The 23,838-nt window shown below is 61.8% G+C and carries 19 protein-coding genes; 7 read left to right on the top strand and 12 right to left on the bottom strand.

From position 1 onward, the window contains the following. Window positions 1-333: 333 nt before the first annotated feature. From ACOQFP_RS20830 to ACOQFP_RS20810, 5 genes are read right to left on the bottom strand one after another with little or no spacing between them, the layout of a single operon-like run. A complete protein-coding gene (locus ACOQFP_RS20830; RefSeq protein ID WP_206490166.1) occupies window positions 334-1,437 on the bottom strand; it encodes a zinc-dependent alcohol dehydrogenase in 1,104 nt (367 codons plus the stop codon). Next, the gene (locus ACOQFP_RS20825; protein ID WP_421585404.1) at window positions 1,434-1,955 is read right to left on the bottom strand and encodes an HtaA domain-containing protein; all 522 of its coding nucleotides are present in this window, start codon (window positions 1,953-1,955) and stop codon (window positions 1,434-1,436) included. The genes ACOQFP_RS20830 and ACOQFP_RS20825 overlap by 4 nt, the downstream gene beginning before the upstream one ends. 1 nt (window position 1,956) lies before the next feature. Next, on the bottom strand, window positions 1,957-3,210 hold the full coding sequence (locus ACOQFP_RS20820) for an NAD(P)/FAD-dependent oxidoreductase (protein WP_421585403.1): 1,254 nt from the start codon (window positions 3,208-3,210) through the stop codon (window positions 1,957-1,959). Further along, entirely contained in the window at window positions 3,207-3,515 is a 309-nt protein-coding gene (locus tag ACOQFP_RS20815; RefSeq protein WP_206490163.1) for a 2Fe-2S iron-sulfur cluster-binding protein, read from the bottom strand. The genes ACOQFP_RS20820 and ACOQFP_RS20815 overlap by 4 nt, the downstream gene beginning before the upstream one ends. Further along, window positions 3,512-4,783: a cytochrome P450 gene (locus tag ACOQFP_RS20810; protein ID WP_421585402.1), complete on the bottom strand. Its 1,272-nt coding sequence runs from the start codon at window positions 4,781-4,783 to the stop codon at window positions 3,512-3,514. Before ACOQFP_RS20810 ends, ACOQFP_RS20815 begins: the two co-directional genes overlap by 4 nt. 136 nt (window positions 4,784-4,919) lie before the next feature. Between ACOQFP_RS20810 and ACOQFP_RS20805 the strand changes: the two genes are divergently transcribed. The 5 genes from ACOQFP_RS20805 to ACOQFP_RS20785 all read left to right on the top strand — a co-directional run bounded on the left by ACOQFP_RS20805 (window position 4,920) and on the right by ACOQFP_RS20785 (window position 11,497). Beyond that, window positions 4,920-5,822: a LysR family transcriptional regulator gene (locus ACOQFP_RS20805; RefSeq protein WP_421585401.1), complete on the top strand. Its 903-nt coding sequence runs from the start codon at window positions 4,920-4,922 to the stop codon at window positions 5,820-5,822. Window positions 5,823-6,005: 183 nt separating this feature from the next. Further along, entirely contained in the window at window positions 6,006-6,812 is an 807-nt protein-coding gene (locus ACOQFP_RS20800; protein ID WP_206490160.1) for an HpcH/HpaI aldolase family protein, read from the top strand. A 160-nt stretch (window positions 6,813-6,972) separates the two neighbouring features. Next, the gene (locus ACOQFP_RS20795; protein ID WP_421585400.1) at window positions 6,973-8,349 is read left to right on the top strand and encodes an aldehyde dehydrogenase family protein; all 1,377 of its coding nucleotides are present in this window, start codon (window positions 6,973-6,975) and stop codon (window positions 8,347-8,349) included. Window positions 8,350-8,502: 153 nt separating this feature from the next. Beyond that, window positions 8,503-10,002, top strand: coding sequence for an MFS transporter (locus tag ACOQFP_RS20790; RefSeq protein ID WP_421585399.1), 1,500 nt, complete (start codon window positions 8,503-8,505; stop codon window positions 10,000-10,002). A 313-nt stretch (window positions 10,003-10,315) separates the two neighbouring features. Then, window positions 10,316-11,497 (top strand): lipase family protein, encoded by a 1,182-nt coding sequence (locus ACOQFP_RS20785; RefSeq protein ID WP_421585398.1) that lies wholly within the window; start codon window positions 10,316-10,318, stop codon window positions 11,495-11,497. A gap of 150 nt (window positions 11,498-11,647) precedes the next feature. Here ACOQFP_RS20785 and ACOQFP_RS20780 read toward each other — a convergent pair whose 3' ends face one another. From ACOQFP_RS20780 to ACOQFP_RS20765, 4 genes are read right to left on the bottom strand one after another with little or no spacing between them, the layout of a single operon-like run. Then, window positions 11,648-12,793 carry an acyl-CoA dehydrogenase family protein gene (locus tag ACOQFP_RS20780; RefSeq protein WP_421585435.1) on the bottom strand — a complete coding sequence of 382 codons (1,146 nt, stop codon included), beginning with the start codon at window positions 12,791-12,793 and terminating at the stop codon, window positions 11,648-11,650. A 43-nt stretch (window positions 12,794-12,836) separates the two neighbouring features. Continuing rightward, complete coding sequence (locus ACOQFP_RS20775) at window positions 12,837-14,018, bottom strand: CaiB/BaiF CoA transferase family protein (RefSeq protein WP_421585397.1); 1,182 nt, start codon at window positions 14,016-14,018, stop codon at window positions 12,837-12,839. Beyond that, on the bottom strand, window positions 14,015-15,724 hold the full coding sequence (locus ACOQFP_RS20770; protein WP_421585396.1) for an acyl-CoA dehydrogenase family protein: 1,710 nt from the start codon (window positions 15,722-15,724) through the stop codon (window positions 14,015-14,017). The genes ACOQFP_RS20775 and ACOQFP_RS20770 overlap by 4 nt, the downstream gene beginning before the upstream one ends. Window positions 15,725-15,727: 3 nt before the next feature. Then, window positions 15,728-17,053, bottom strand: coding sequence for an MFS transporter (locus tag ACOQFP_RS20765; RefSeq protein ID WP_421585434.1), 1,326 nt, complete (start codon window positions 17,051-17,053; stop codon window positions 15,728-15,730). A gap of 169 nt (window positions 17,054-17,222) precedes the next feature. Here ACOQFP_RS20765 and ACOQFP_RS20760 point away from each other — a divergent pair, with 169 nt between their 5' ends. Further along, on the top strand, window positions 17,223-18,140 hold the full coding sequence (locus ACOQFP_RS20760) for a LysR family transcriptional regulator (protein ID WP_421585395.1): 918 nt from the start codon (window positions 17,223-17,225) through the stop codon (window positions 18,138-18,140). Window positions 18,141-18,832: 692 nt separating this feature from the next. Here ACOQFP_RS20760 and ACOQFP_RS20755 read toward each other — a convergent pair. Next, the gene (locus tag ACOQFP_RS20755) at window positions 18,833-19,792 is read right to left on the bottom strand and encodes an acyl-CoA thioesterase (protein WP_421585394.1); all 960 of its coding nucleotides are present in this window, start codon (window positions 19,790-19,792) and stop codon (window positions 18,833-18,835) included. A 123-nt stretch (window positions 19,793-19,915) separates the two neighbouring features. Between ACOQFP_RS20755 and ACOQFP_RS20750 the strand changes: the two genes are divergently transcribed. Beyond that, complete coding sequence (locus tag ACOQFP_RS20750; protein WP_421585393.1) at window positions 19,916-22,078, top strand: acetate--CoA ligase family protein; 2,163 nt, start codon at window positions 19,916-19,918, stop codon at window positions 22,076-22,078. Between the two features lie 80 nt (window positions 22,079-22,158). On the opposite strand, the gene ACOQFP_RS20745 is transcribed toward ACOQFP_RS20750, so the two are convergent. Both ACOQFP_RS20745 and ACOQFP_RS20740 read right to left on the bottom strand, forming a co-directional pair. After that, the gene (locus tag ACOQFP_RS20745; protein ID WP_421585392.1) at window positions 22,159-22,959 is read right to left on the bottom strand and encodes an SDR family NAD(P)-dependent oxidoreductase; all 801 of its coding nucleotides are present in this window, start codon (window positions 22,957-22,959) and stop codon (window positions 22,159-22,161) included. After that, window positions 22,956-23,435 (bottom strand): carboxymuconolactone decarboxylase family protein, encoded by a 480-nt coding sequence (locus ACOQFP_RS20740; RefSeq protein ID WP_421585391.1) that lies wholly within the window; start codon window positions 23,433-23,435, stop codon window positions 22,956-22,958. Before ACOQFP_RS20740 ends, ACOQFP_RS20745 begins: the two co-directional genes overlap by 4 nt. Window positions 23,436-23,838: the final 403 nt, after the last annotated feature.

Below are 23,838 nucleotides of genomic sequence, written 5' to 3'. Positions count from 1 at the left end.
ACAGACGGCACAGGGCCGGTTCGAATATAGTGGCTACCTGGGTATTTCGAGTTTGCGTCGACACAACTCCAGGAGCTCGAGCCGAACTCGAGGTGGACACCGATAGTGGCCCTCCCGCAAGATGAGTTCGAGTCTTGTGAAGTACTGAGCGGAGGAGATTCCGAACTGGACGAAAATCTCCTCCGCATGCCCACCACCCCAGTGCCGCCACGTCATCGCGTACTCGAGTAACTCACCACCCCGATACACGTCCTTGCTGGTACGTGCCCCCGGCGGTGGAGGACCTGCACTTGGTTTCTGCGAGCGGCGCATCGGGATCTCACTTGCTGATAGTCATGGTCGCAGTGCGACCTTCACCGGTCGGGTATCGAGCAGGTAGGCGGCGGCCCGAATTGCGGTGTCCGCTTCTTCGAGCGGATACACGTCGGTTACCCAGGTGCCGATGTCGATGCCCTCTTCGAGAAGCTCGACTGCCAAGGCGAACGCGTCGTCTACGGCATTCGGGTGGGACAACGGGTTCACCAGAGTGATCTCACGCTGCAGAAGCGACGGCCAGTCCACGGGTTGCTCGGCCGGCGTCGTGACGGAAACATTGACGACGGTCCCCATGGGGCGAACAAGAGTCAGGGCAAGCTGTTTGGCGCTTCCGGAACCCGCCGTTTCCACTACGACGTCGACTTCACCGCCGGCGTCGCGAATTCTGTGCACGGTGGTCTCGACGGCTTCGCCGCGGGCGATCGCCACCGTGCTCGTGACGCCGAACTCGCGGGCCTTCGCCAAACGGTCGGCGTCGGATTCCAATCCGACCAGTGTGACCGTTGCACCCTTCCGCACAGCCGCAAGGGCACAGGCCAGGCCTTGTGTACCTGGGCCGATGACCGTGACATGATCCCCGCTGCGAGTGTTTCCGCACTCGACCCATCTCAGGCCGTTCGCGAGCGGGGAGCATGCGATGAGGGCAGTGCGCTCAGACAGTGCCGCCGGCACGCGGTACACCAAGGCGTGAGCGGGAACGAAGACGTGGGTCGCGTAGCCACCCCACAGGCCCGGCTTCTCGGACATGGGCAATGTTCCGTAGCCGCTGAAGACGTTACGTCGTTCGCACAGGTAATACTGGCCCCGGTCGCAGGTGCGACAACCATCGCACGGCCACCGAGATTCCACGGTGACCAGGTCGCCGACTTCGAGGTCTCGATCGGCTGCAGCCTTGTTGCCGATCTTCTGGACCCGGCCGATGATCTCGTCGCCGAAGACAACCGGGGCGAGCTCGTTGAGCCAGGAGAATTCGCCCTTGTACATATGCAGCTCTGAACCATCGACACCGCACAGAACGACCTCGACGATCATCTCGTCCTCGGCGAGATCAGGCAGAGGAATCTCCTGAATGGCGAACGTCTCGGGTGCCAGATAGGCGACGACGCGAGCGGTATTTGTCACGGAGTACTCCTGTTGTCTTTCGGTGGTTGGTTGAACCGAGTGGCATCGGCGGTGAATGTCAGAGGGGCGAGACGGTGCCCTGTTCGATAGACGTTCCCGAACAGGTACGTCCCCTCGAATGTGAGTTCGGGCGCGAGCGAGGTTCCGTGAGTGCTGGTTCCTTCCACGGACGTGACGAGATCTGGAAGCCAGGCCAATGGCGATCTGACCGAGATACGAGACGGGTCGGCCGGTTCGATGGCCGTCAGAACCCACCTGCCGTCTTGTTTCTGAACAGCAGGTTCGGCGATCACGAGATCGAGCAGACCGTCGTGTCCCGTGAACCGAATTCCTCCGGCGAAAAAGTACTCTCCCGCAACCGTATTCGACTCCTGTCGCTGCGGAAATGTGAACTCTCCACCGACCGGGGTGCACCCGTCGAAACACTGCTGCGAACCGTGTGGGAGACCGCCGATGTACTGGAGAAATCCGGCGTCGACACCCCATACAAGTTCGGTGCGATCACTCGCCGGGCTCATCTCAGGGCACCGGCTGGGCGGCCGCGACGCACTCTGCGAGTTTGAGGCGTTCGTTGGCGATTCGTTCCGGGTCCATCCGAATCTCGGCACCGGTGCCCAGCAGAGTCTTGGCACCGAGGAAGTCCCCCGTGTGGTTGACGGCATCTACGCCGAGCAACCGGTTTCCGTGCAGATAGACGACGCTGAACTTGCCGCTGTCCACGTCGCCGCGCACAATCCGACCGTCGTATCCGTGAATCAATCCGGCGGTTTGAAGTTTCGTTTCGTACTGATGAGACCAGAACCACGGCACTGGCTGTGCTGGCGCAGGCGAGTTCATGATGTCCGCAACCGCGATTCTTGCGTGGGCTGAGGTATTGGGTACCGACTCGAGCCTGACTCGTGATGGGACGGCCGAGTACGGGGAAACGAAGTTGGCGACATCGCCGATCGCGTACACGTCGGGGAGCGAGGTTCGACAGCGTTCGTCGACATCGACGCCGTTCGACACTCGAGCGCCCGCACGCTCGAGCACGTCAGAATTCGGGATCAGTCCGATTCCCACGAGCATGACCGATGCGGACACCATGTGGCCGGAAGTAAGTGTGACCGAACGTAATCGACCGTCCTCGGACGTGATCTTCTCGACGCTGGTAGCAACGTGCAGTTCGACGCCTTCGCAACGGTGGAGGTTCGAGAAGTAGGTCGATACCGGCTCGCTCGTCACCCGCGCAAGTAGTCGTGGTTGAGCCTCGACAACGGTGACGTCGGCTCCCGCGCGCCGAAAGGAGGCTGCGGCTTCGAGGCCGATGAAGCCACCACCGACGATGACTGTCGGAGGGGCCGACCGCATGATGTCTCTGAGGGCGACTGCGTCGTCGAGAGTGCGGAATGTGTGCACTCCGGGCGTGCTCTCGGTTCCAGGAAGCAATCGTGGAGTGCCTCCTGTAGCCCAGATCATCGTGCGATAGCCCAGGCGACACCCGTCGTCGAGGGTGACCGATCGACCGATCGAGTCCACACGTGTCACGCTGCGCGAATCGAGCAGCGACACTTCGTGATCGCGCCAGTACCGAGGCGAACGTAGGGCGATGTCATCCCCTGTGCGCTCGCCCACGAGGAACGCCTTGGACAGCGGCGGGCGTTCGTACGGGTAGCCGCTCTCGGCCGAGACGATCGCCAGGCTCCCGTCGAACCCCCGTTCCCGAAGAAGTGATGCGGCCTGGGCTCCTGCGTGTCCACCTCCCACGATCAGTACGTCGTAGGTGTCGGTCATTTCGCGACCTCGACGACGATCTCGTCGAGTCCCGCGCGGCATTTGAGTTGGCAGGCGAGTCTGGACTCGGAATCGGAGCCCTCGATCATGTCGAGCAGTTCTCGTTCGTCCACGGACGGTGCCACCAGTAGCTCTTTCCATGGAGCTCGCACATGCACATGGCAGGTACCGCAGGACATTTCGCCACCACATTCACCGATGATGCGGTCTACTCCTGCGTCGAGCGCCAGGTGCATGAGGTCACGGCCGGGGTCACCGTCGACCACGATCTCTCGATCGTCTACCGAGAATCGAATCTTGGTCATGCGTAGGCCTTTCCACTGATCGTCGTTGCGTCGACGGGTGCATATCGAACAGGCATGGATGTGAAGCCGGTGACACTGGTGTCTGCGATCCACGTGGGTTCTGCTGTGGTTTCGAGATCGGGAAATGCGCGGAGCACCTTCGGAATCAACGCTGACAACTCCAGGCGGGCCAGCGCCCGGCCCAGGCACAGGTGAATACCCTCACCCAGCGAGAGGTGCCGGTTCGGGCTGCGGAGTATGTCGAATCGATGGGGGTCGACAAATTCCCGCTCGTCTTTGTTGGCCGCGGCGAGAAACCCCACAACCCAATCTCCGGTTCGGATGGTCTTGCCGTGCAGTTCTATGTCCTGGGTGGCTATACGCAGGCGATTCTTTGCCGGCGTGCCCCATCTGAGCACCTCTTCGACGGCACCTTTGACACGTGTCGGATCGGCCAGCAGTAGCTCACGTTGACCGGGGTTTTTCAAGAACTGCCAGATTCCGACAGCGGCCGCGTTGCGAGTGGTTTCGAGGCCGCCGCCGATCATGGTGACGAACCAGGTCTTCATCTCGTGCACGCTGAGCTTGTCGCCGTCGATCTCCACATTCCCGATCACCGTGGCGAAATCGTCGCGGGGGTGTCGCCTGCGCTCCAGCGCGAGTTCGGTGCAGTACTCCTGGAGTCTGCGTAGCCCGACGAGGGAGGTTTTCACCTGGTCGTTGTCGATGATGAACCGCGGATCCGCAGCAGCCAGCCACTGCCAGCACGCTTCGCGCAGCATCGGCCAGTCGTTCTCCGGAACACCCAGCATCCTCAGAATGACTTTCACGGGCAGCTCGGCGGCGATGTCCTCGACGAAATCGCAACTGCCACGTTCGGCTACTTCGATCAGTATCTCGTCGACGATGGAGTGGACGTCGTGGCCCAGTTTTCCGATCGCAGGAACGCTGAAGTGCTTGTTGATCGGGCGACGGTACATATCGTGAATTGGATTGTCGTTGAACGCCACTCCGATGTCGAAGCCGCGTTCGTGACGTTCTTCGGGGGTCAGTCGTTTCGGAGTTCGGGGGACTCTGGTGTCCCATCTGGAGCTCAATCGCTCGTGGTCCAGAAGGTAATTCTTGACATCGTCGTACCTGGTCAGCGACCAGTAGTGCTTCCCATATCGATCGTCCTGGGTCCAGTGCAGCGGATCCTCGTCTCGCATCCGAGCGAAGGCCTCGTGATATCCCGGCGAGGTGTACCAGTTCGGGTCGAGCAGGCTGTTGTCGACTGTCGTCCAGTCCATCGAAAGCTCCTAACGGTGTGTTCCCGGACACAAGTCCGAGCGCTGTTACGAGTAGACCGACATCGCTGAAGTCTGTCCAATGAACATTTGAGGTGTTATATATGCATCACATGAATGTTCAGCAGAGGGAGTCGCCATGTTCGACATGCACAAACTGCATCACTTCAGAACGCTGGCACGAACCGGAAGCTTCAACAGCGCCGCGGCGGAGTTGAATCTGACGCAACCCTCGCTGAGTCGAAGCATCCAGGCACTCGAGAAGCAATACGGCGTCCAATTGCTGGAACGGCAGCGAGGCAGACTTGGAATTCAGCTGACTCAGAGCGGGCATCAGGTGCTGCGGTTCGCCGACCAGCTTCTCAACATGGGCGACTCGATGGAGCGAGAACTGACCGGCCGGACTCACGAACGGCATCCGACCTTGGCCTTCGGACTGGGGCCGATGCTGGCAAGTGCGACACTCGATCGTCTGCTCGATCATCTGCACGCACAATATCCGGGGCTCGATGCGACGGTCGTGATCGACGCGACGTCGGTGATGTATCCACGGCTGCTCAACGGCGAGCTCGAGTTCTACATCGGACAGTCGTTCGGTCAACGAACTTCGAGCCGGGTCCTACACACCCCGTTCGCGTACACTCCCCCTCGGTTCTACGTTCGGCAAGGACACCCGCTGATCGAACGCAGTTCGATTCCAATCGAAGATCTGAAGTCCTATCCCCGCATCGCCGGTACTGCGTGGAACGACTCGTTGTCACGACTGCCCTCCGACCAGGTTGCGGCTGTGCGCGCGACGCTGCGGCTGGACAACTACGACATTCTCGCGCGCATCGCCGCGTCCAGCGATGCTGTTCTCATCTCTCCTCATGTTCGCGAGAGCACTGGATTGACAGCCATCCCCGTGGAGTTTGCGCCCCAGCACGAGCTACATCAGGTCGACATGTACTGCCTCGAGGGAATCGGCATGTCCCCCGTGGCGCGTTCGGCTCTGCAACGCCTGAAAGAGCTGGTGGACGAATTGATGGCGGGCATCCATTAGGACTTACCAATATGCACCGTTGCTATACGTAGCGGCCGAGAGATGCATTGGACATTTGATCGAGCGCGTCGTGTACTGAAGCAGTAGAACGTGATCGTGGTCACTATCCACCTGCGGTGTCTCCACGAACCCGGGCTGACGTTTTACATCCCGAAACGCCCACACACCGCCTCAAGGACCCCAATGCCTCGTATACAAGCACGCAGTCGTTTGATCTCGATGATCGACAATGGCGAACTGCCAGTGGGCGCTTTCGTCATGTCCACAGACGCAGCAACGACCGCAATTTTCGGCAATGTCGGTTACGACTTCGTCATCATCGACCGCGAGCACGGCCCCAACGACGTGACGTCGACGCTCAATCACATACGCGCGGCCGAAGCGAACGGAGTGATACCGATCGTTCGGGTTCTCGAAAACTCGGCGACGCTGATCCAGTCCACCCTGGACATCGGTGCCCACGGAATCGTGGTGCCCAAGATCGCCACAGCCGACGACGCCCGCCGCGCTGTGCTCGCAAGCCGATACGTCGCCGGCGGACGGGGCATGTGCCAGGCAACCGAAGCCGCTCGATGGGCACACGATGGCTGGCACGCACACAAAGCTTCGTCCAATGAAAACGTATTGATCATTCCATTGGTCGAGACGGCCGAGGGCATCGAAAACCTCGACGAGATAGCAGCTGTCGACGGCATCGACTTCATCTTCTTCGGACTGGCCGACCTGTCTCAGGATCTCGGAATCGACATGTACGCCGACGCCGACCAATTGATCAGAATCTGGGACGAATCAGTGGTGCGAGCCCGCCGGGCCGATGTCCATCTGGGATCGCCTCTCGGGTACGGATTCGATCACGGCGACTACGGGACCGTCGACGGAGATCTGATGATGCTTCGCGCCGGTGCCGAGTCGGCACTGGCACCGTTGAGAAAGATCGCTCCCGGTTCTGCGGCGAACCGATCGGATCCGCTTCTCACGGCGCAACGTTGACCGTCGCGGCCGACCCGTTCGGCTCACGCTCTCCAGCAGCAACGCAGCAGCCACACAGTGTGAGCTGCCCGCACGTAATCACTCGAAGGGAACCCACATGGCCTCGCAGTACAAACTGACTATCGCTGGTGAACAGGTATCTGTCCCAAGTGAATTCGACGTGGTCGATCCCAGCACCGGTGCAGTCTTCGCGCAGGCCCCGGCGGCTGGATCGGCGGAGGTCGATTTCGCCTTCTCGTCCGCCGAGGCCGCGTTCCCTGCGTGGAGCGCTGACTCGAAAGCCAGGCGGGCCGCTTTACATGCGATCGCCGACGTGACCGAGAGCGCCGCGGACGAACTCGGGCGCATCCTGTCTCTCGAGACAGGTAAACCACACGAGGATTCGCGATGGGAATTTCGGTTGGGTGCGCTGTGGATGCGGTACTACGCGGACCTCGATGTCGAGGTGCAGGAGACCTCCGATTCCGAGGGGTACCGAGCGACCGTGGCACGGCGTCCGCTCGGAGTCGTCGCCGCGATCAAGCCGTGGAACACTCCCATCATTCAATTGGCCTGGGCGATTTCACCCGCACTGCGCGCGGGAAACACAGTTGTTCTCAAGCCATCCCCGTTCACCCCACTGTCTTCGTTGGCTCTGGCGAGCCGGATCTCGCCGCTACTTCCCCCCGGCGTACTCAATGTCGTGACCGGCCCCGACCCTCTCGGTGAACTCCTGACCTCGCATCGCACACCCCGCAAGATCACCTTCACCGGGTCGACGCGCGCAGGAACCCAGATCGCGACAGCGGCCGCGGGCGGGCTCAAACACTTCACCCTGGAGATGGGCGGCAACGACCCAGCGCTCATCCTCCCCGGTGCGGACATCGCGGCCATTGCGTCGCCGCTCTTCTGGGCAAGTTTGATGAACAACGGTCAGATCTGTGGCGACGTCAAACGGATATACGTACATCGCAGCCAGCACGCTGATCTGGTGGATGCCCTCGCCTCGATTGCCACGTCGACGAAAGTTGGAGGACCTTTCGAGGACGACGTTCAACTCGGTCCGGTATCGACTAGGCCGCAATACGACCGTGTCGTGGGGCTGTTGAACCGAGCACTGTCGGAAGGCGCACGCGCTGCCTCGGGCGGCGCACCGATCGACGGGCCCGGATTCTTCGTACCGCCCACTGTCCTCGACAACGTCGACGACGGTTCGGCGATCGTCGACGAGGAACAGTTCGGGCCACTCATACCGGTCGTTGCGTACGACGACATCGAAGACGGCATCAGGCGGGCGAATCGAACGAACTTCGGCCTGAGCGCATCCGTTTGGGGTCCGGACCTCGAACAGAATTCCGCGATCGTGACCCGTCTTCAGGCCGGGATGGTGAGCGTGAACCAGCACGGGTTCGGTGCACGACCCGATCTTCCCTTCCTCGGCCACAAGTCGAGTGGGTTCGGAGTCGAGAACGGACTGTGGGGACTCGAGGAGTACACCCAACTGCAGGTAATCGGGACACCTGGGGCCGGGCCACGGCCCGACGTCGAATTCTGCTAGCCCCGATCGCCGGATCCACCAACGGCCCCAACTGAACTCACCGGGAGTTCCTGAACCTGATCCGTCGATCGTGGTTCAGGAACTCCTCGATCGAAGACGAATCGCCCGGCCGCCGCTCCAGGTGTCGATGCCCTGCCAGCGTCCGCCCGCGCCGTGCCCTCTGCACGCATTCATCGCCCAGGCGCACACCGCTGCCTATCCATCACCATCCACCGTTCCTTGAGTAGATCACCGGGAGAATCCGTGAGCTCGAAGTCAATAAATGTGACACAAGAAATCGAACGTTCGAGTTTTTCGAATGTTCAGAAACGAATTGTTGTTCTGTGCCTAGCTCTTGCGATATCCGATGGTCTCAATTCTCTTTCCGTCGGGTATGCGATTCCGGGACTGTCGGAACTCTGGGACGTGTCACCAGGTTCTTTTTCGGTCGTGATCGTAGCTGCGATCATCGGTGAGATCATCGCCTCCGTCCTGATCGCCCCGATGGCCGACAGGTTCGGCAGGAAAGCGTTGATCACCGTTGGCATCATCCTTTTCGGAGCATCGACAGTGGCCGCTGGATTTGCACCAGGACTGCTGGCTCTGGTGATATGTCGCTTCATTTCCGGAGTGGGAATTGGAACTGCATCCCCCAATCTATTCGCATTGGGATCCGAGTTCGCCCCCGGGAAGTTCAAAGCAACCGTCGTCACGGTCATCGCCACCGGCATGGCACTGGGAGGGGCGATCTGCGGAATTATCGCAGGCGTACTCGTACCAGGATTCGGAGTCAGGTCGATCTTCATAGTCGCCGGTGCGATCCCACTGCTGGTTCTCATTGCAGTGTGGGCATTCCTGCCAGACTCGCTGGAAATGTATGCAGCACGAGGCAAAACGCACGACATCGCGCGCATCCTGAACAAGATCAAGCCCGACGGCGGCTACACCGCGTCCGACGTGTACGCCGCCCGATCGCCCGAACAAGACTCGTTGACCGGCGTACGGAACCTGTTTCGCGATGGTCGACGAACATCGACAATCTTGGTGTGGGCGATGCTGCTACTGAGCATCACCGGTTCGTATTTCGTGTTCAGTTGGTTGACGACTCTTCTCGTACTCTCCGGAATCGCCGAATCCACTGCGATCTTTGCCACCTCGGTCACGACTTTCGGCGGCATCGCCGGCGGCATACTTCTCGGGCTCACCATGGACAGGAGCCGACTGGGCATCGGCGCGCTCCTTCTGGGGATCCTGTTGCAGATCGGCGCCACGTACACTCTCATTGCCATTCTGGCAGGCGGGTCAACGGCATCCTCGAACACGGTAATCGCCGTCTGTTTGCTGCTCGGAGCCGGAATCATCGGCACTGGCACCGCCATAACGGCTGTGGTCGCCCAAACCTATCCACCGTCATTGCGGGCGACCGGCATCGGGTGGGCCGCAGGATTCAGTCGGATCGGCGCGATCATTGCACCACTCGTGGGCGGAGCACTGATCAACAAAGGCCTCTCTCCGTCCAGCGTCCTTCAGATTTCGCTCATACCAGCGGTACTGACTGGAACTATGGTCGTACTGTTCCATCGATACGGCAAATATCATGTCTCTGATTTCGCACCCACCACGCATGCAGAAAGTGCACCCGTCAGACTCGAACCTCAGGCGACCAGCGACTGAACCACCGAGCTCTGCTCGGACAGTGGAGCTGACCGTGCACTCCACTGAATCCTCGACTGCCGTCGGAGCCGACCACTTCGGCCTCGAGAAACCCGATCCGCTATCGAGAAGCTCGCACATGACGGGGTAACGGCCGACAACCCGATCCGCGCCACGTCGTCGAAGGGACGCGGCCACGGAACCTGCTCGATATGGGAGACGTCCCCGCGTTGCACCAACGCGGGGACGTCTCCATTTCCGACGTTCACCGACCGCCTCGCACTGTAAGGTGACCGCGGGGATCGGTACGGCTGGAGAAGAATATCGGGGGATCATGACTCTGTTCGGTGTGCTCGATCGCGTATTGACTCGACGACTGCCCCTGGAGCCTCCGGACGATCCCCATGCCGCGATCCTTCCGACCCCGATCGACAACGACGATTTCTTCCTCACCCCTCCCGGCATCGAGGACCTCGATCCCGGTGCGGTGATCCGGCAGCGCACGACCCGCGGTCTGGTGCCCCGGCCGCGAACCACCCTGCAGCAGTTCATGGTGCGATCGACCGACGCGCGCGGTCTCCCCGCCGGCGTCACCGCCTCGCTGCTGATCCCGAAGCGGCCGTGGACCGGGCGCGGACCGCGGCCCGTCGTCGCCCACAACGTGGCCATCGATTCTCTCGGAGCCAAGAGCACGCCGTCGTACCGACTCGTGCACGGTGTCGGTGCCGACCTCCCGCCGGTGATGCCGCTCTGGCTCGCCCGCGGATACGCCGTCCTCGTCGCCGATCACCAAGGCCCGAGGATGTCGTACTCCGAAGGCACGATGGCCGGGCATGCCGTCCTGGACTCGCTGCGCGGGATGACGGTCGTCGCCCCTGAACTCGCCGACAGTCCGGTAGTGGCCTACGGCTACAGCGGCGGCGCGATCGCCACCACGTGGACCGCGCAACTGCAGCCGAGGTACGCACCGGACGTGAGGTTGGCAGGTGCCGTCGCCGGTGGAACACCCACCGACTTCTCGATGCTGCTGGACACCATGAACGGCACTGTCGCAGCCGGCCTGCTGGGCGCGGCGAGCATGGGTCTCGCGCGTGAGCACCCCGAGATGGTGGAGTTGTTCGGCCCGAAGGCGCTGCTGTTGGCGTCCTGGGTGAAGGACATGTCCGTCCTCCCCCTCGCCTTGGGCGGGTTGGCCCGCATGCGAATCGAGGACTTGGCGTCCGAGCCCGACCCGTTCGACTCCGACATCGCGCGGCGGGTGATCGCCGCGAACCTCCCAGGGACCGACGCGCCGTCGGCACCGGTCGCGTTCTTCCACGGTTCCGCGAGCAAGATGATCGGCGACCGCTTCATCCCCGAAGCCGGGGTCACAGCCCTGATCGAGCAGTGGCGCAGCAAGGGCGCCGACGTTCACTACGAGCCCGTGGCAGGCGACCACTTCATCGGAGCCATGACTGGCCTGCCATTCGTGTTGCGTTGGACCGCACAGCAATTCGCTGCCAACGGGTCGGGTTAGCTCGACGCCCACCGAGGTCGGCGGGATAGGACGGCATCGTGCGGTCCGATAGTTCCAGGGGCACGGACCAACCCATCCTGTTCGACAAGAAGGCTTTTCACGCGGGTCAACGACTGTGTGCGATGGGCCCCGGCGTGTGGGACGGTCCAGCTAACGGAAGGCCGCTTCGCCGGTCATCGCCTTGCCGATCGTGAGCTGATGCATTTCCGATGTTCCCTCGTAGGTCAGGACGGATTCGAGGTTGTTGGCATGCCGCATGACCGGATATTCGAGCGTGATGCCGTTTGCACCGAGGATCGTCCGGCACGTCCGGGCCACCTCGATCGCCTCGCGAACATTGTTGAGCTTTCCCGCGCTGACCTGTTCCGGAGTGAGCCCGACGCTGTCCTTCAGACGACCCAGCTGATAGGCGAGGAGGTGGCCTTTCCCAACTTCGAGAGCCATGTCCGCGATCTTGGCCTGAGTCAACTGATAGCCGGCCAGGGGCTTGTCGAATACCTCCCTCGTGAGCGAGTACTCGACGGCCGAGTCCAGGCAGTCTCGCGCCGCTCCGATCGCACCGAACACGATCCCGAACCTCGCCTCGTTCAGACACGTGAGTGGTCCACGCAGGCCTTCCGCGAGAGGAAGCATCGCCGACGCCGGCAGCCGCACATCATCGAGCACGAGCTCGGAGGTCACCGAGGCACGAAGTGACACCTTGTTCTTGATCTCGGGTGCCGAGAACCCCGGGGTGTTGGTTGGCACCACGAACCCGCGAATGCCGTCATCTGTCCGAGCCCAGATCACCGCTACGTCAGCGATGGACCCATTCGTGATCCACATCTTCGTACCGTTGAGTACCCAGTCTTCGCCGTCGTTCTTCGCGGTGGTCCGCATGCCTGCGGGGTTGGACCCGAAGTCCGCCTCGGTGAGACCGAAGCACCCGATCGCGTCACCGCGGGCCATCGACGGTAACCACGTGTGCTTCTGTTCTTCGCTTCCCCACCGGTGGATGGCGAACATCGCCAGCGAACCCTGCACCGACACCAGGCTCCGGATGCCGGAATCGACGGCTTCGAGTTCCAGGCACGCAAGACCGTAGGCCGTGGCGCTCATGCCAGCGCATTCGTAACCGTCGAGGTGCATTCCGAGCACACCGAGGGAGCCGAGCTCCTTGGCGAGCTTCCGGGCAGGCAGTGTTCCGTCCTCGAACCATTGAGCTATGAACGGACGAATCCGCTCGGACGCAAATTTCCTTACGGTATTACGGATCTCGATCTCGTCGGGCTGTAGGAGCGAATCGAGACCGAACATCTTTTCGGCCGAGACAAGAGCAGACAACAGTTCCTCCGGGAGGTCAAAGGGATTTGCGTTGGTTGGTGAATCGAGCCATCACTTCATCTGTGTCCGCGCCGAGTTCAGGAGGTGCACTGGTGATTGTGGGCCGCACCCCGCCGAAGCTGATCGGCGACGGAATTTGTTCGAGCGGCCCTATCGACGGGTGGCGAACGGTCTCCACCATCCCCAGCGCCGCGGTGTGCGGGTGCGCGTAGATCTCATCCAGGTGCCGAATCGGCGAGACGGGAACCGAGTTGCTGTTGAGCAACGAACACCAATGCTCGACGGTGTCTCCGGCGAACACCGAGGTCAGTTCCTTCTCGAGAGCGTCACGATTGTCGACGCGGTTGCGGTTCTGGACGAATCTGGGATCCTCACCCAGATCGTCACGACCGATGGCCCCGCACAGGTCTCGCCACTGCGCATCATTGCCGACTGCAACGACGAAGTGCCCGTCGACGGCAGGGAACGCCTGATAGGGAACAAGATTGAGGTGCGCAGACCCCATCGCGACGGGCCGCTCCCGGGTAGCGAAGTAACTCGTCGCCCAGTTGACGTGCAGCGCGAGTTGGCACTCGTAGAGCGAGGTTGTGACGTACTGCCCTCTGCCTGTACGAGTGCGCTCGTACAGCGCAGCGAGAATGCCGATGATGCCGAACAACGCCGCACCGAGATCGCCCATCGCGAAGCCCGCTTTCAGTGGCGCACCGCCCGGTTCACCGGTGAGAGACATCAGCCCACCTGCCGCTTGAGCAAGAATGTCGTAGCCAGGTTCGTCGCGCAGTGGCCCTTCGTCCCCGAACGCCGAAATATGCAAGACAATGAGATGCGGGTGACGTTCCGATAGCGCACGGTAATCGAAAATCTTCTGTAACCCACTGCCTGGCTTGAAGTTTTCGACGACGATGTCCGACTCGGCCAGCATACGATGGATCAGCGCCTGACCCTCGTCGGACTTGAGATCCACCGTCACCGACTTCTTGCCACGGTTGATCGCGAGGTAGTAGGCAGCATCATCGCCGACGAACGGTGGACCCCAGGACCGGGTCGGGTCGCCGCCCTCGGGGTGCTCGATCTTGGTCACGTCGGCACCCAGATCGCCCAACGACATGGTTGCGTACGGGCCGGCAAGAATCTTCGAGAGATCGAGCACCTTGAGGCCTGCCAGCGGCGACGGTCCCCGATTGGCGGATTCGCTCATCGCGTTGCACCTACCGTCGAATCGGCCAGAGGACTGGCAAGAAGTGCGGATTCGCGATCGACGGCCGTTCCGTCGACGACCGCCCCGAGATGACTCAGCGCCTCGGCGGACACGTCGTCCGAACGGTCGAGGTACGCGAATGCCACCAACAGTCCGCGGTAGTCGCCGGTCGAGTGTATGGAGTGATTCGCCAGATCGAACAGCAAGGTCTGCATGATCGTTTGTGCAAGTGCATTTGCGTAATGCGCACAACCCGACTCGGCTACGTCCGTCGAACTGATCAGAAGACGGTCGCCCCGCTCGGTCAGGTCTTCCCATGCGCGAACGAGAACGGAACGGCCGTCGGCGCAATCAGGGCCGAGGCCCGCCAATACGCCGATCATCGTAGTCGCAATGTGTCTATGCGCGTTGAACTTTCGCATGCACCGCAACACGTCAAGCGCGATGACGTTGCTGGAACCCTCCCAGATCGAACCGAGGTGGGCGTCGCGAACCAACCGAGCATGCGCCCATTCCTCGATATAGCCGTTACCGCCGCGCACCTCCATGGCCTCTCCGGTGACCACTCGCGCTCGCTTGCAGATGAAATGCTTGGCGAGGGGCGTCAGAACCCGGATCAGTTGTTTCGAATCGGGGTTACCGTCATCGGCGGCCTGAAGGCACTTCGCGCTGTAGGCGACCATCGCCAAGGACGCCTCTGATTCGAGGCAGAGCTCGAGCAGTGTCGCGCGCATCAGCGGCTGCTCGAACAGGGGCTTTCCGAACACGATTCGATCACGAGTGTGGTCGACTGCGTCCCGAACAGACCTGCGCATCAAAGCACTGGCGCGCATGGCATTCGACAGTCTCGACGTGTTGACCATCTCTGCCATCTGCACGAAGCCTCGGTCCAACTGCCCCACCTGAAGGGCATGTGCCCCGGAAAGAGTTACTTCACCGCTCGGCATCGACCTGGTGCCCATCTTGTCCTTGAGGCGGTCGATCGTGAAGTTGTTGGGCGAGCCGTCGGGCAGCTTCTTCGGCACCATGAACATGCCAACTCCCCTGGTGGAGCCGTCCTCGCCTCCAGGGAACCTGGCCAGTGTCACGATGACATCGGCGTCGGGGTTGGAGGCGAACCACTTCTTACCCGTGAGTCGCCAGCCGCCATCGCGCGGCTCTGCCACCGTCTCGGTCATGGCGATGTCGGTTCCGGCTTGCGGCTCGGTCATGAACATGGCACCGGTCATCGAAGTCGCCGGGTCCACCGAGGTGAGACCATCGATCCACGGGCCGAACACATCACTGTCTCCGAACAGCTCGAGAACACGTGCCGCTGCGTCCGTCATCGAGACCGGGCATGCGAGCCCGAACTCCGCTTGGACGAAAACATATGATGCCAGGTACTTCACCAGGTGCGGTGGAGTTTCCGCCCAGCCGTGCAGTCCCCGATGTGACAACGCAGACAGGCCGTACGTGCTGTAGGCCGCCTCGCACAGCTCCGAATAGGCAGGGTGATAGACGATTTCGTCGACACGGTTGCCGTCGCGATCGAACTGGCGAAGGACCGGCGGGTTCTTGTCCGCCGTGGCGGCGAGACCGTCGAGTCGACCGGCAGCATCCTCGCCCAGGGCATCCAGCAATGCGTCGAGCCTCTGGAGATCCTCACCGTCGGTCCAGCGTCGGACTACTGCATGGAGCGCGGGGTCGCGTCGCGCGTAATTCATGTTTCAGGCCTTTCCGGTGTTGCTGAGTGTGGACGCCGTCGTCGCGTCGTACACAGCGAGCGGTTCGAGCCGCTTACCTCTGCGCAGTAGGACCGACATACACACGACCGACAGCAGTACGTAGAACAGGCCGAGTCCGACGACGACCCAGATCGAGCCGGTGGCATTGAGGAGGAATTGAGACAGCAAGGGGGCGGTACCAGCGAAGATCGCCGTCGAGAACTGGTACGAGAGTGAGATTCCCGTGTAGCGGACATTGGTCGGGAAGACCTGCGCCAAAATACCTGCCAGCGCTGCGTAGTACATGGCGTGTGGGGCGGTAGCGAGAATCATGCCGAGCATCGCCCAGGCGACCGATCCGGTCTGGATGAGGAAGAACATCAGCGGAAGCAGAATCAGCTCCGGCAGCAGCATCCATTTGATGGCCCGCGACGGGTCGATTCTCGTGGCAAAGATCGCACCGAACGGCTGGATGATCACCTGTGCGACCAACGCGCAGGTGATGACAAGAAGAAAGTCTGCTCGTTCGAATCCGAGATCCGTCGTCGCCCACGATAACGCGAACGTGGTTTTGACGTAGGTGATCGCCACTCCGGCGACCACTGCGCCGACGCCGAGGAGCAGTTCTATCGGATGGGAACGAACGACCTGGACGAGGGGCAAGCGAGTGCGTTCTTGTTTTTCGACGGCCTGCCGCATTTCCGGCGTCTCGGAGATGTGCAGACGAATGTAGAGGGCGACGGCAACCAGCAGCGCCGACGCGACGAAAGGTATACGCCAACCCCAGGATTCGAAGACACTGTCCGACATCGCGGTCAATGCCAGGAAGGCGAGCGTGGCCATGAGGTTGCCGACGGGCGATCCTTGTTGTGCGAAGGCACCGTACAGGACCTTCTTCTTCGGTGGAGCGAATTCTGTGGCGATCAGGACGGCACCACCCCATTCCCCACCCATCGCGATGCCCTGCACCACACGAAGGGTGACCAGCAGGATCGGTGCCAAGATTCCGATCGACTCGTAGGTCGGCAGCAAACCGACTCCGACGGTCCCGATGCCCATCATCGCCAGGGTGATGACCACTGCGTTCTTACGGCCGAACTTGTCACCGAAGTGGCCGAAGATGATGCCGCCCAACGGACGTGCGAGGAACCCGACTGCGAACGTTGCGAACGCAGCGAGAGTCCCGACCGCAGGGGACGCGTCGGGGAAGAACAGTTTGCCCAGCACGAGCGCAGATGCGGTGCCATAGATGTAGAAGTCGAACCATTCGATGGTCGTGCCGGCGAACGCGGTGATGCCGGCTTTGCGCGCCTTCTTCACGTCGTGCATCGACTGTAAGTCGCCGTCTTGTGAAAGTGTCACCTGAAGTCCTGACTGTGTGATCCGCATGGAGATAACCATTGAGTGCGATGTAGATCACTATTCCTGAGCCTCCTTGTAGAGTCCAAGACGTAATTTGGCTTCATTGAGTGTCAGATTCACTTAACTGGGAGATCGCATGGAGTTACGGCATCTGGACGCTTTCCTCGCAGTCGCGGAGGAGTTGCATTTCGGACGCGCTGCCGAGAAGCTCCATGTGGCGCAGTCGCCGCTGAGTCAGACGGTTCGGGCACTCGAACGAGAACTGGGCACAGACCTGTTCATCCGCACCACACGCTCGGTACAGCTCACCGACGCTGGAACAGCACTGATGGAACCCGTCCGGATGATCAGGGCTCAGCTGAATGTCATCCACAGCGTTGCTCGGTCGAGCAAGACCGGCGAAATCGGTTCTGTTCGCATCGGATTCGGCGGGGCAAGCGGATACCAGGCGTTGTCGCGTCTGGCACGGTCGATCGCCGACGCCCACCCGGGCGTCGAACTGGTCCTTCGGCCTCAGCTGTACTCCGGGGAAGTGATAGACGCTCTGGCCGATGGCAGCATCGACATGGGGATCGTCGGATTGCCGGCTCCTCCCCATCTAGCCACAGTGACCGTCAGCGAGGAAACTCTGATCCTCGCGGTTCCTGCGGGACATCGCCTTGTCGGTGCATCTGAAGTCGACGCCACCGACCTCCGGCACGAGCGGTTCGTGTTCTATCCGGCCGAACACGGATCTGTAGTGCGCGAGACGACGCTCGCGCTGTGCGCGGATGCAGACTTCGCGCCCACCATTGCCCATGAAGCCCCCGACCCCTACAGTCTGCTCGCAATGGTGGGCGCGGGCGTCGGCATCGCCGTGGTCGTAGCGTCAACCCAACAACTCAGAATGGATGGCGTCCACTACCTCCCGCTCGCCGGGCCCACCCGGGTCCTACGCATCGCGATGGCATGGAACCCCGCCAACCCCTCTCCCGCACTCGCCGTCGCTGTCGACGTCCTGCGAACCTCCGTCGAAGAGCACAGGTCTCAGGTGGTTGCCCGAGACAGGGGATGATGCCTGAACCCGATTGAGATCCGGAACGCAGAATTGCCGTCCGAGAACGGACCAAACCACAAGGTACCAATCGGCCCTTGGGCTGAGGAGATGCACACCGAGTCACCGACTAGGTCGGGATGTTGCGATCTGAAATCAGCTGCACCGGTGACCCAGTCAGATCTGCGGGATTCCACCGACGTACACGGTGTTGCCCGAAATCCACTGCCCTGTTCCAGAAATCTGAAACCAGATGGACTCCTTTGGCCCCCAGCCGGGCTCGCAGCAGTGGTGTACAGATTCAACACTTGCACGCAACGATCGCTCGCCTCCCTGCGTGACTTTCGCCGCGGCGTCTGTTCTCATCGAGCAATAAAATACTTCCGAATTTTCTTGTGGTGGTGGGCAAGTCAGCATCAGCAGAGTCTCGCAGCTGCTCGAACAGTCTCTCGTCGAACAGTTCCGTTCTTCGCCGAGGCGGCTGGACAACCGCTCGAAGCAAGTCGCCCGTGTGAGCCCGAATGTGACGAAGATGTCTTCCTCAGGGCCACCACCGAACTCGGTCCGGCGCTCGGCGTGAACCTCTCGATGGTGCCCTCGGGGTCGCGTCCTCCAACCGGCTGAGCACATTCGTACCGGTGAGGGCCGAGACCCGGTGTGGATCACAGCCCTATGTCGACGTGGTTTTCGCTCAGGCAGTTGCGGCGACGATGCTATGTGCGAATTTCGAGGCATTCGCCGAAGATCATGCCTTGCTGTGTAACTGATGCGACGAGACGACCGGCCCGGTTGAAAATCGTTCCTCGGGCCAGTCCGGATCGTGCCGTGTGGAACGGCGAGTCCTGAACGTAGAGGTACCAATCGCCCGAGCGGACATCGGCATGGAACCACAGCGCATGATCGATGCTTGCACTGCGCATGGTGTGGGCACCCTCGATGTCCCCTCGTGCGTGTGCGATCACCGGGAGCAGTGATCGGTCGCTGGCGAACGCGAGCACAGCTCGATGCTCGTTCTGGTTCCCGCCGTCGGCGGCAGCGGTGCGAAACCAGAAGCGTCGTGAGTCGGCATTGTCTATATAGCGAATATCGACCGGACGCGACGCGGTCTGCCAGTGCTTGCCCGTCGGCAACTTGATGCCGTCGGGTGGCAGACCGAGCGTCCGACGACGGTAGAGCGGCTCCAACTCCTCCGGTGCCGGGACGGTGTGCACAGAAAGGAATTCGTCGACGACCAATCCGATCGCCGAAGGGAGACAGAACGAGGCCGACACACGCGCCAGCCGGCGTCCGTTCTGCACGATCGTGGTCTCACGGATGGAGAAGGACCCCCCGTCTCGAATCGTGTCGACCTCGTAGTCCAAGGGATGCTCATGTGTACCCGACGAGAGAAAGTAGACGTGCAGCGAATTTGCCACTCTCCGAGGGTCACTCACCGTTGCAGCGCTCGCCATCAATGCCTGAGCGACGAGATGGCCCCCGAATGTGCGTTGCACGAAGCCTCGGATCGGCTGCCCGACGAACTGCGCTCGATCGTCGCAGACAGTTCCTCCGTCCGGCTCGCTCGATGGGCGAACAATCAACCGATCGATCAAGGACTCGTCGTTGATCACCCCTGCCATCGATGTGTCGTCACCGAACTCGCCCCGATCCGGGCACTGCCGAGTAGTTCCCATGTCGATAGACAGTACTCTATAGAGTGTGTAATCTACATCATGCCGCTCCCGCCGAGTGGCACACACCACCATCCGGCGTTCTGTCCAGAACCACGATTCACACCGCTCCCAGGAGTTGAGCCCATGAACGAACATCGCAACGATCCCGACGGCACTCGGTCGTTCGCCCAGAGACTGATCGACCCGAAGTCGATTGCGATCGTGGGGGCCTCCAACGATCCGAAGAAGACGACTGCCCGGCCGCAGCAATTCTTGGCGCAGGCCGGATATACCGGGAATGCCTACTTCATCAACCCGACGAGGGAAACCGTCCAGGGCGAAAAAGCATGGCCCAGCCTATCCTCACTGCCCGAGGTTCCCGAGCACGTCTACATCATGACCGGTGCCGAAGCGGCGATCTCCGCCGTCGAAGAATGTGCTCGACTCGGCGTCACTGCCGCCACAGTTCTTTCGTCGGGTTTTGCCGAGGAAGGCCCTGAGGGCCTCGAACGCGAGGAGCGACTGCGTGCAGCCGCGGCCGAGGGCGAGGTGCGAGTCATCGGACCGAGCAGCTTGGGAGTGGTCAATCCGCGCACCGGAGTCATGCTCACCGGTAACGCGGCATTCGGCGAGCCGAACATACCCTCCGGCGGAATCTTCGTCGCGTCGCAGTCGGGCAGCGTCATCGGATCGCTCGTCAGCCGCGCTCGCGGTCGCGGAATCGGATTCGCCGGACTCGTCTCCACCGGTGGCGAAGCCGACCTGTCCCTCGGGGCACTGTGCGAGTCGATGGTTGCCGATCCCGGCGTCACCTCCTTTGCCCTCTTCATGGAATCGCTGCGGAATTCGGAGGACCTCGCGTCGTTCGCGCAGGCCGCCGCTGCCGCGGGCAAGCCGGTCGCAGTCTACAAGCTCGGTCGATCGGATGAAGCTGCGGCACTCTCGGTTTCGCATACCGGAGCACTGGCCGGCGAGGACAGTGAGTCCGAGGCATTCTTCCGGTCTTGCGGCTTCGCTCGGGTGTACAACTTCGAGTCCCTCGTCGAGGCACCCGGCCTGCTGCGTCGCGTCCCTGTCTCCCCCACTCCCGCCTCCCCACGCGTCGGCGTCGTGACGACCACCGGCGGAGGTGCCGCGATCATGGTCGACCAGCTGGCACTGCGCGGACTCACCATCGCAGGACCGAGCGAGGAACTCGTCGCAACGATGGCCGAGCGCGGAGCCCCCATCCCGCACAGCCTGATTGCCGATCTGGGCTTGGCGGGCGCGCGACACGACATCGTCACCGGCGCTCTCGACGCAATGCAGGACAGTGGCGAGTTCGATCTGATCGTGTTCGTCATCGGCTCCTCGGCGCGGCTGAATCCGGAACTCGCCGTGCAGGCCATCTCCGAGCGGGGCAACCACTCGGTGCCCATCGTCGCCTTCGCGCTGCCCGAAGCACCCGACGCCGCAGCACTTCTCAATACCTCGGGCGTCCCTGCCTTTCGCACCCCGGAGTCGTGCGCCGACGTCATCGCAGCCACATACGGCCGCGTACCGGCGTCCGTAGGCAACGGAGCTCGATTCGCCGTCGACGCGTCGGCATCGACCGCCGTACTGGACGAGAAGGCATCGAGCGAACTACTCGGGTCTCTGGGTGTTGAATTCTGTCCCGCCGTCGCACTGCACGTCGACTCTCTCGATGGGGAGCTGAACCTGCCCTTCGCCTACCCGGCCGTCGTGAAGGTGTTGTCGGACGAAGTCCCTCACAAGAGCGATGTCGGTGGGGTTGTCCTGAACGTGGTCGACGACCACGGTGTGCGCGACGCTGTTCGATCCATCGTCACCAGCGTCGGCGAGAACCAGCCCGATGTCGTCGTCGACCGTGTTCTCGTGCAGCAGATGGCACCTCGCGGCTTGGCCGACGCGTTGGTGGGATACCGCGTCAGCGCCGACGTCGGCCCGTTGGTCGTACTGTCCACAGGAGGTGTATTGGCCGAAATCTTCGCTGACTCCTCCGTTCGCCTGGCCCCTGTCGACACCAAAACCGCCCGCGAAATGATCGGCGAGGTCAAGGGTCTGTCGGTGGTCAGCGGTTACCGCGGACTTCCGGGAGGCGATCTGGATGCTCTCGCAGCCACCATCGTTGCGCTCTCAGAACTCGCCGTGTCCCACACAGATGTCCTGGAAGCCGAGATCAACCCGGTCTCCATCCGTCCAGCTGGTGCGGGCGTCGTCGCACTCGACGCGCTGGTGCGTCGAGTATCGAGCTCCGACGTAGGACAGTCGGTGACGGTGGGGTCTTCCGCTGCCGCAGGTCTCTGACCACACTCGACCAGAACCGAAGTGGCCCCGAACCGACAGGTTCGGGGCCACTTCTCGTCCGAATACGTTCTCCCCGAGGATCAGTCGCAGCGAGCCGACATGCCGCCGTCGACGACGACCTCGGTACCGGTCACGAAGCGAGCCTCATCGGATGCGAGGAACAATGCGACGTTCGCGGTGTCTCGGCCATCGCCCATGAACCCGATCGGAATCCGCGAGAGCCGTTGTTCGAGGAGCTTGTCGACGTCACCACCGGAGCGTTGACCGGCGAGCCGAACCTCGACCATCGGCGTGTGCAGCTGTCCCGGAATCACAGTGTTGGCACGAATACCGCACGGGGCGTGTTGGACCGCGACGGACCGGGTGAACGCGATCACGCCGGCCTTCGACGCGGAGTACGCCGCTTGTGCTGCTCCGGTCCAGCGGATGCCCGATGTGGACGCGGTGTTGACGATGGCACCCGTGCGAGCCTCCTTCATGTACGGCAGGACGTGCTTGCACGTGAGAAACGTTGTCGTGAGATTGAATTCGAGCTGCTTGTTCCACTCTTCCTCGGTTATCTCCACCGGCCCGCCGGCGCGAGACCCACCGACGTTGTTGACCAGTATGTCGACCCTGCCCGCCTGCTCGACACAACTGGCCACCACTGCCTGAACGGCGTCGGTGTCGGTGACATCGCACCGAAGGGGAACGATCGACCCGGCAGGCCCGTCGAAACGTGCCACGGTCTCGTCGAGTGCCTCCCGGTTCAGATCGATCGCGAAGACCGTCGCGCCTTCCTGGGCGAAGCGCACCGCGGACGCACGACCGTTACCCCAACCAGGTCCTACACTTCCTGCTCCCGTTACCAGGGCAACTTTGCCCGCCAATCGACCGGTCATGCCGTCACTTCGCTTTCCGTTGATTCGGAGGTGTCCGCCGACTCGCTGTGGCCGACGTGAAGTGCTACGAGAAATCGAGACACCATGTTGTACGCCGCGATGGTGCCGGTCAGCTCAACGAGTTGCTTTGTGCCCAAACGCTTGTGAACGGCCGCACTGAGCTCGCCCGGCACCGTGACCGACCGCGTCATCGCGTCTGTATAGGCGAGGATGAGCTGATGATCGTCCTCCAGCGACGCGGTGTCCGCGCCAAGTCTCAGGGCGGCCACCTGCTCGTCCGTCAGCCCCTCTGCGTGTGCGAGCGGGACGTGCGCACGCCACTCGTAGTCTGCACCGTTCAACGCGGCAACGCGACAGATCGCGAGCTCACGGAACACACCGGGCAACGCCATGCTGGACCTGACAGCACCGAGCAACGCATTCCATCCGTCTGCGAATGGCTCGCTGTGCAGCAGGGCCTCATCCAGCGGAGTCAAGTAACCGCCTCTGCGGGCTCTGACTCGGTCGGCTACCTCACCGGTACCCGGAGCGGAAGGAACTCTTGTCAATGGTTTGGTCCTCTCGTTGTGGGCTCCATGAGGTCTCGAACCCCATGGATTTCGTAGGTCGAAGGTTGGCCGGGATCGGCGTTGACCCCGAGTCGGACGATTCAACGATTACGGATGGTTCGACATCCCATTCATGCGCCGGCAGCCACCTCGACCGAGGTCGAGGTGGCCGTCATCGTGCATCGTTCTTCTAAGCCTGAATCCACCGATAGAACTTCCATTGACCGGAGTGTCTAACTGAAGAAAGTGCCCCCTGAACTGGGATGATTTGAGTTCTCACGCAACAAATCCACCAGCTCAGGAAAGGCACTTCCAGTGAAAGTGTCCCACA

This window comes from Rhodococcus sp. MALMAid1271, assembly GCF_049195265.1.
GTDB lineage: Bacteria > Actinomycetota > Actinomycetes > Mycobacteriales > Mycobacteriaceae > Rhodococcoides.
Note: the sequence above shows the minus strand (reverse complement) of the source record. Positions and strands in the feature narration are given on the sequence as shown.

Excerpts from the sequence above, each read along its gene's own strand:
- ACOQFP_RS20825 (WP_421585404.1), bottom strand. The coding sequence starts at position 1,955 with ATGAGCCCGGCGAGTGATCGCACCGAACTTGTATGGGGTGTCGACGCC.
- ACOQFP_RS20820 (WP_421585403.1), bottom strand. The coding sequence starts at position 3,210 with ATGACCGACACCTACGACGTACTGATCGTGGGAGGTGGACACGCAGGA.
- ACOQFP_RS20815 (WP_206490163.1), bottom strand. The coding sequence starts at position 3,515 with ATGACCAAGATTCGATTCTCGGTAGACGATCGAGAGATCGTGGTCGAC.
- ACOQFP_RS20810 (WP_421585402.1), bottom strand. The coding sequence starts at position 4,783 with ATGGACTGGACGACAGTCGACAACAGCCTGCTCGACCCGAACTGGTAC.
- ACOQFP_RS20805 (WP_421585401.1), top strand. The coding sequence starts at position 4,920 with ATGTTCGACATGCACAAACTGCATCACTTCAGAACGCTGGCACGAACC.
- ACOQFP_RS20800 (WP_206490160.1), top strand. The coding sequence starts at position 6,006 with ATGCCTCGTATACAAGCACGCAGTCGTTTGATCTCGATGATCGACAAT.
- ACOQFP_RS20785 (WP_421585398.1), top strand. The coding sequence starts at position 10,316 with ATGACTCTGTTCGGTGTGCTCGATCGCGTATTGACTCGACGACTGCCC.
- ACOQFP_RS20780 (WP_421585435.1), bottom strand. The coding sequence starts at position 12,793 with ATGTTCGGTCTCGATTCGCTCCTACAGCCCGACGAGATCGAGATCCGT.
- ACOQFP_RS20775 (WP_421585397.1), bottom strand. The coding sequence starts at position 14,018 with ATGAGCGAATCCGCCAATCGGGGACCGTCGCCGCTGGCAGGCCTCAAG.
- ACOQFP_RS20770 (WP_421585396.1), bottom strand. The coding sequence starts at position 15,724 with ATGAATTACGCGCGACGCGACCCCGCGCTCCATGCAGTAGTCCGACGC.
- ACOQFP_RS20765 (WP_421585434.1), bottom strand. The coding sequence starts at position 17,053 with ATGCACGACGTGAAGAAGGCGCGCAAAGCCGGCATCACCGCGTTCGCC.
- ACOQFP_RS20760 (WP_421585395.1), top strand. The coding sequence starts at position 17,223 with ATGGAGTTACGGCATCTGGACGCTTTCCTCGCAGTCGCGGAGGAGTTG.
- ACOQFP_RS20755 (WP_421585394.1), bottom strand. The coding sequence starts at position 19,792 with ATGGGAACTACTCGGCAGTGCCCGGATCGGGGCGAGTTCGGTGACGAC.
- ACOQFP_RS20750 (WP_421585393.1), top strand. The coding sequence starts at position 19,916 with ATGAACGAACATCGCAACGATCCCGACGGCACTCGGTCGTTCGCCCAG.
- ACOQFP_RS20745 (WP_421585392.1), bottom strand. The coding sequence starts at position 22,959 with ATGACCGGTCGATTGGCGGGCAAAGTTGCCCTGGTAACGGGAGCAGGA.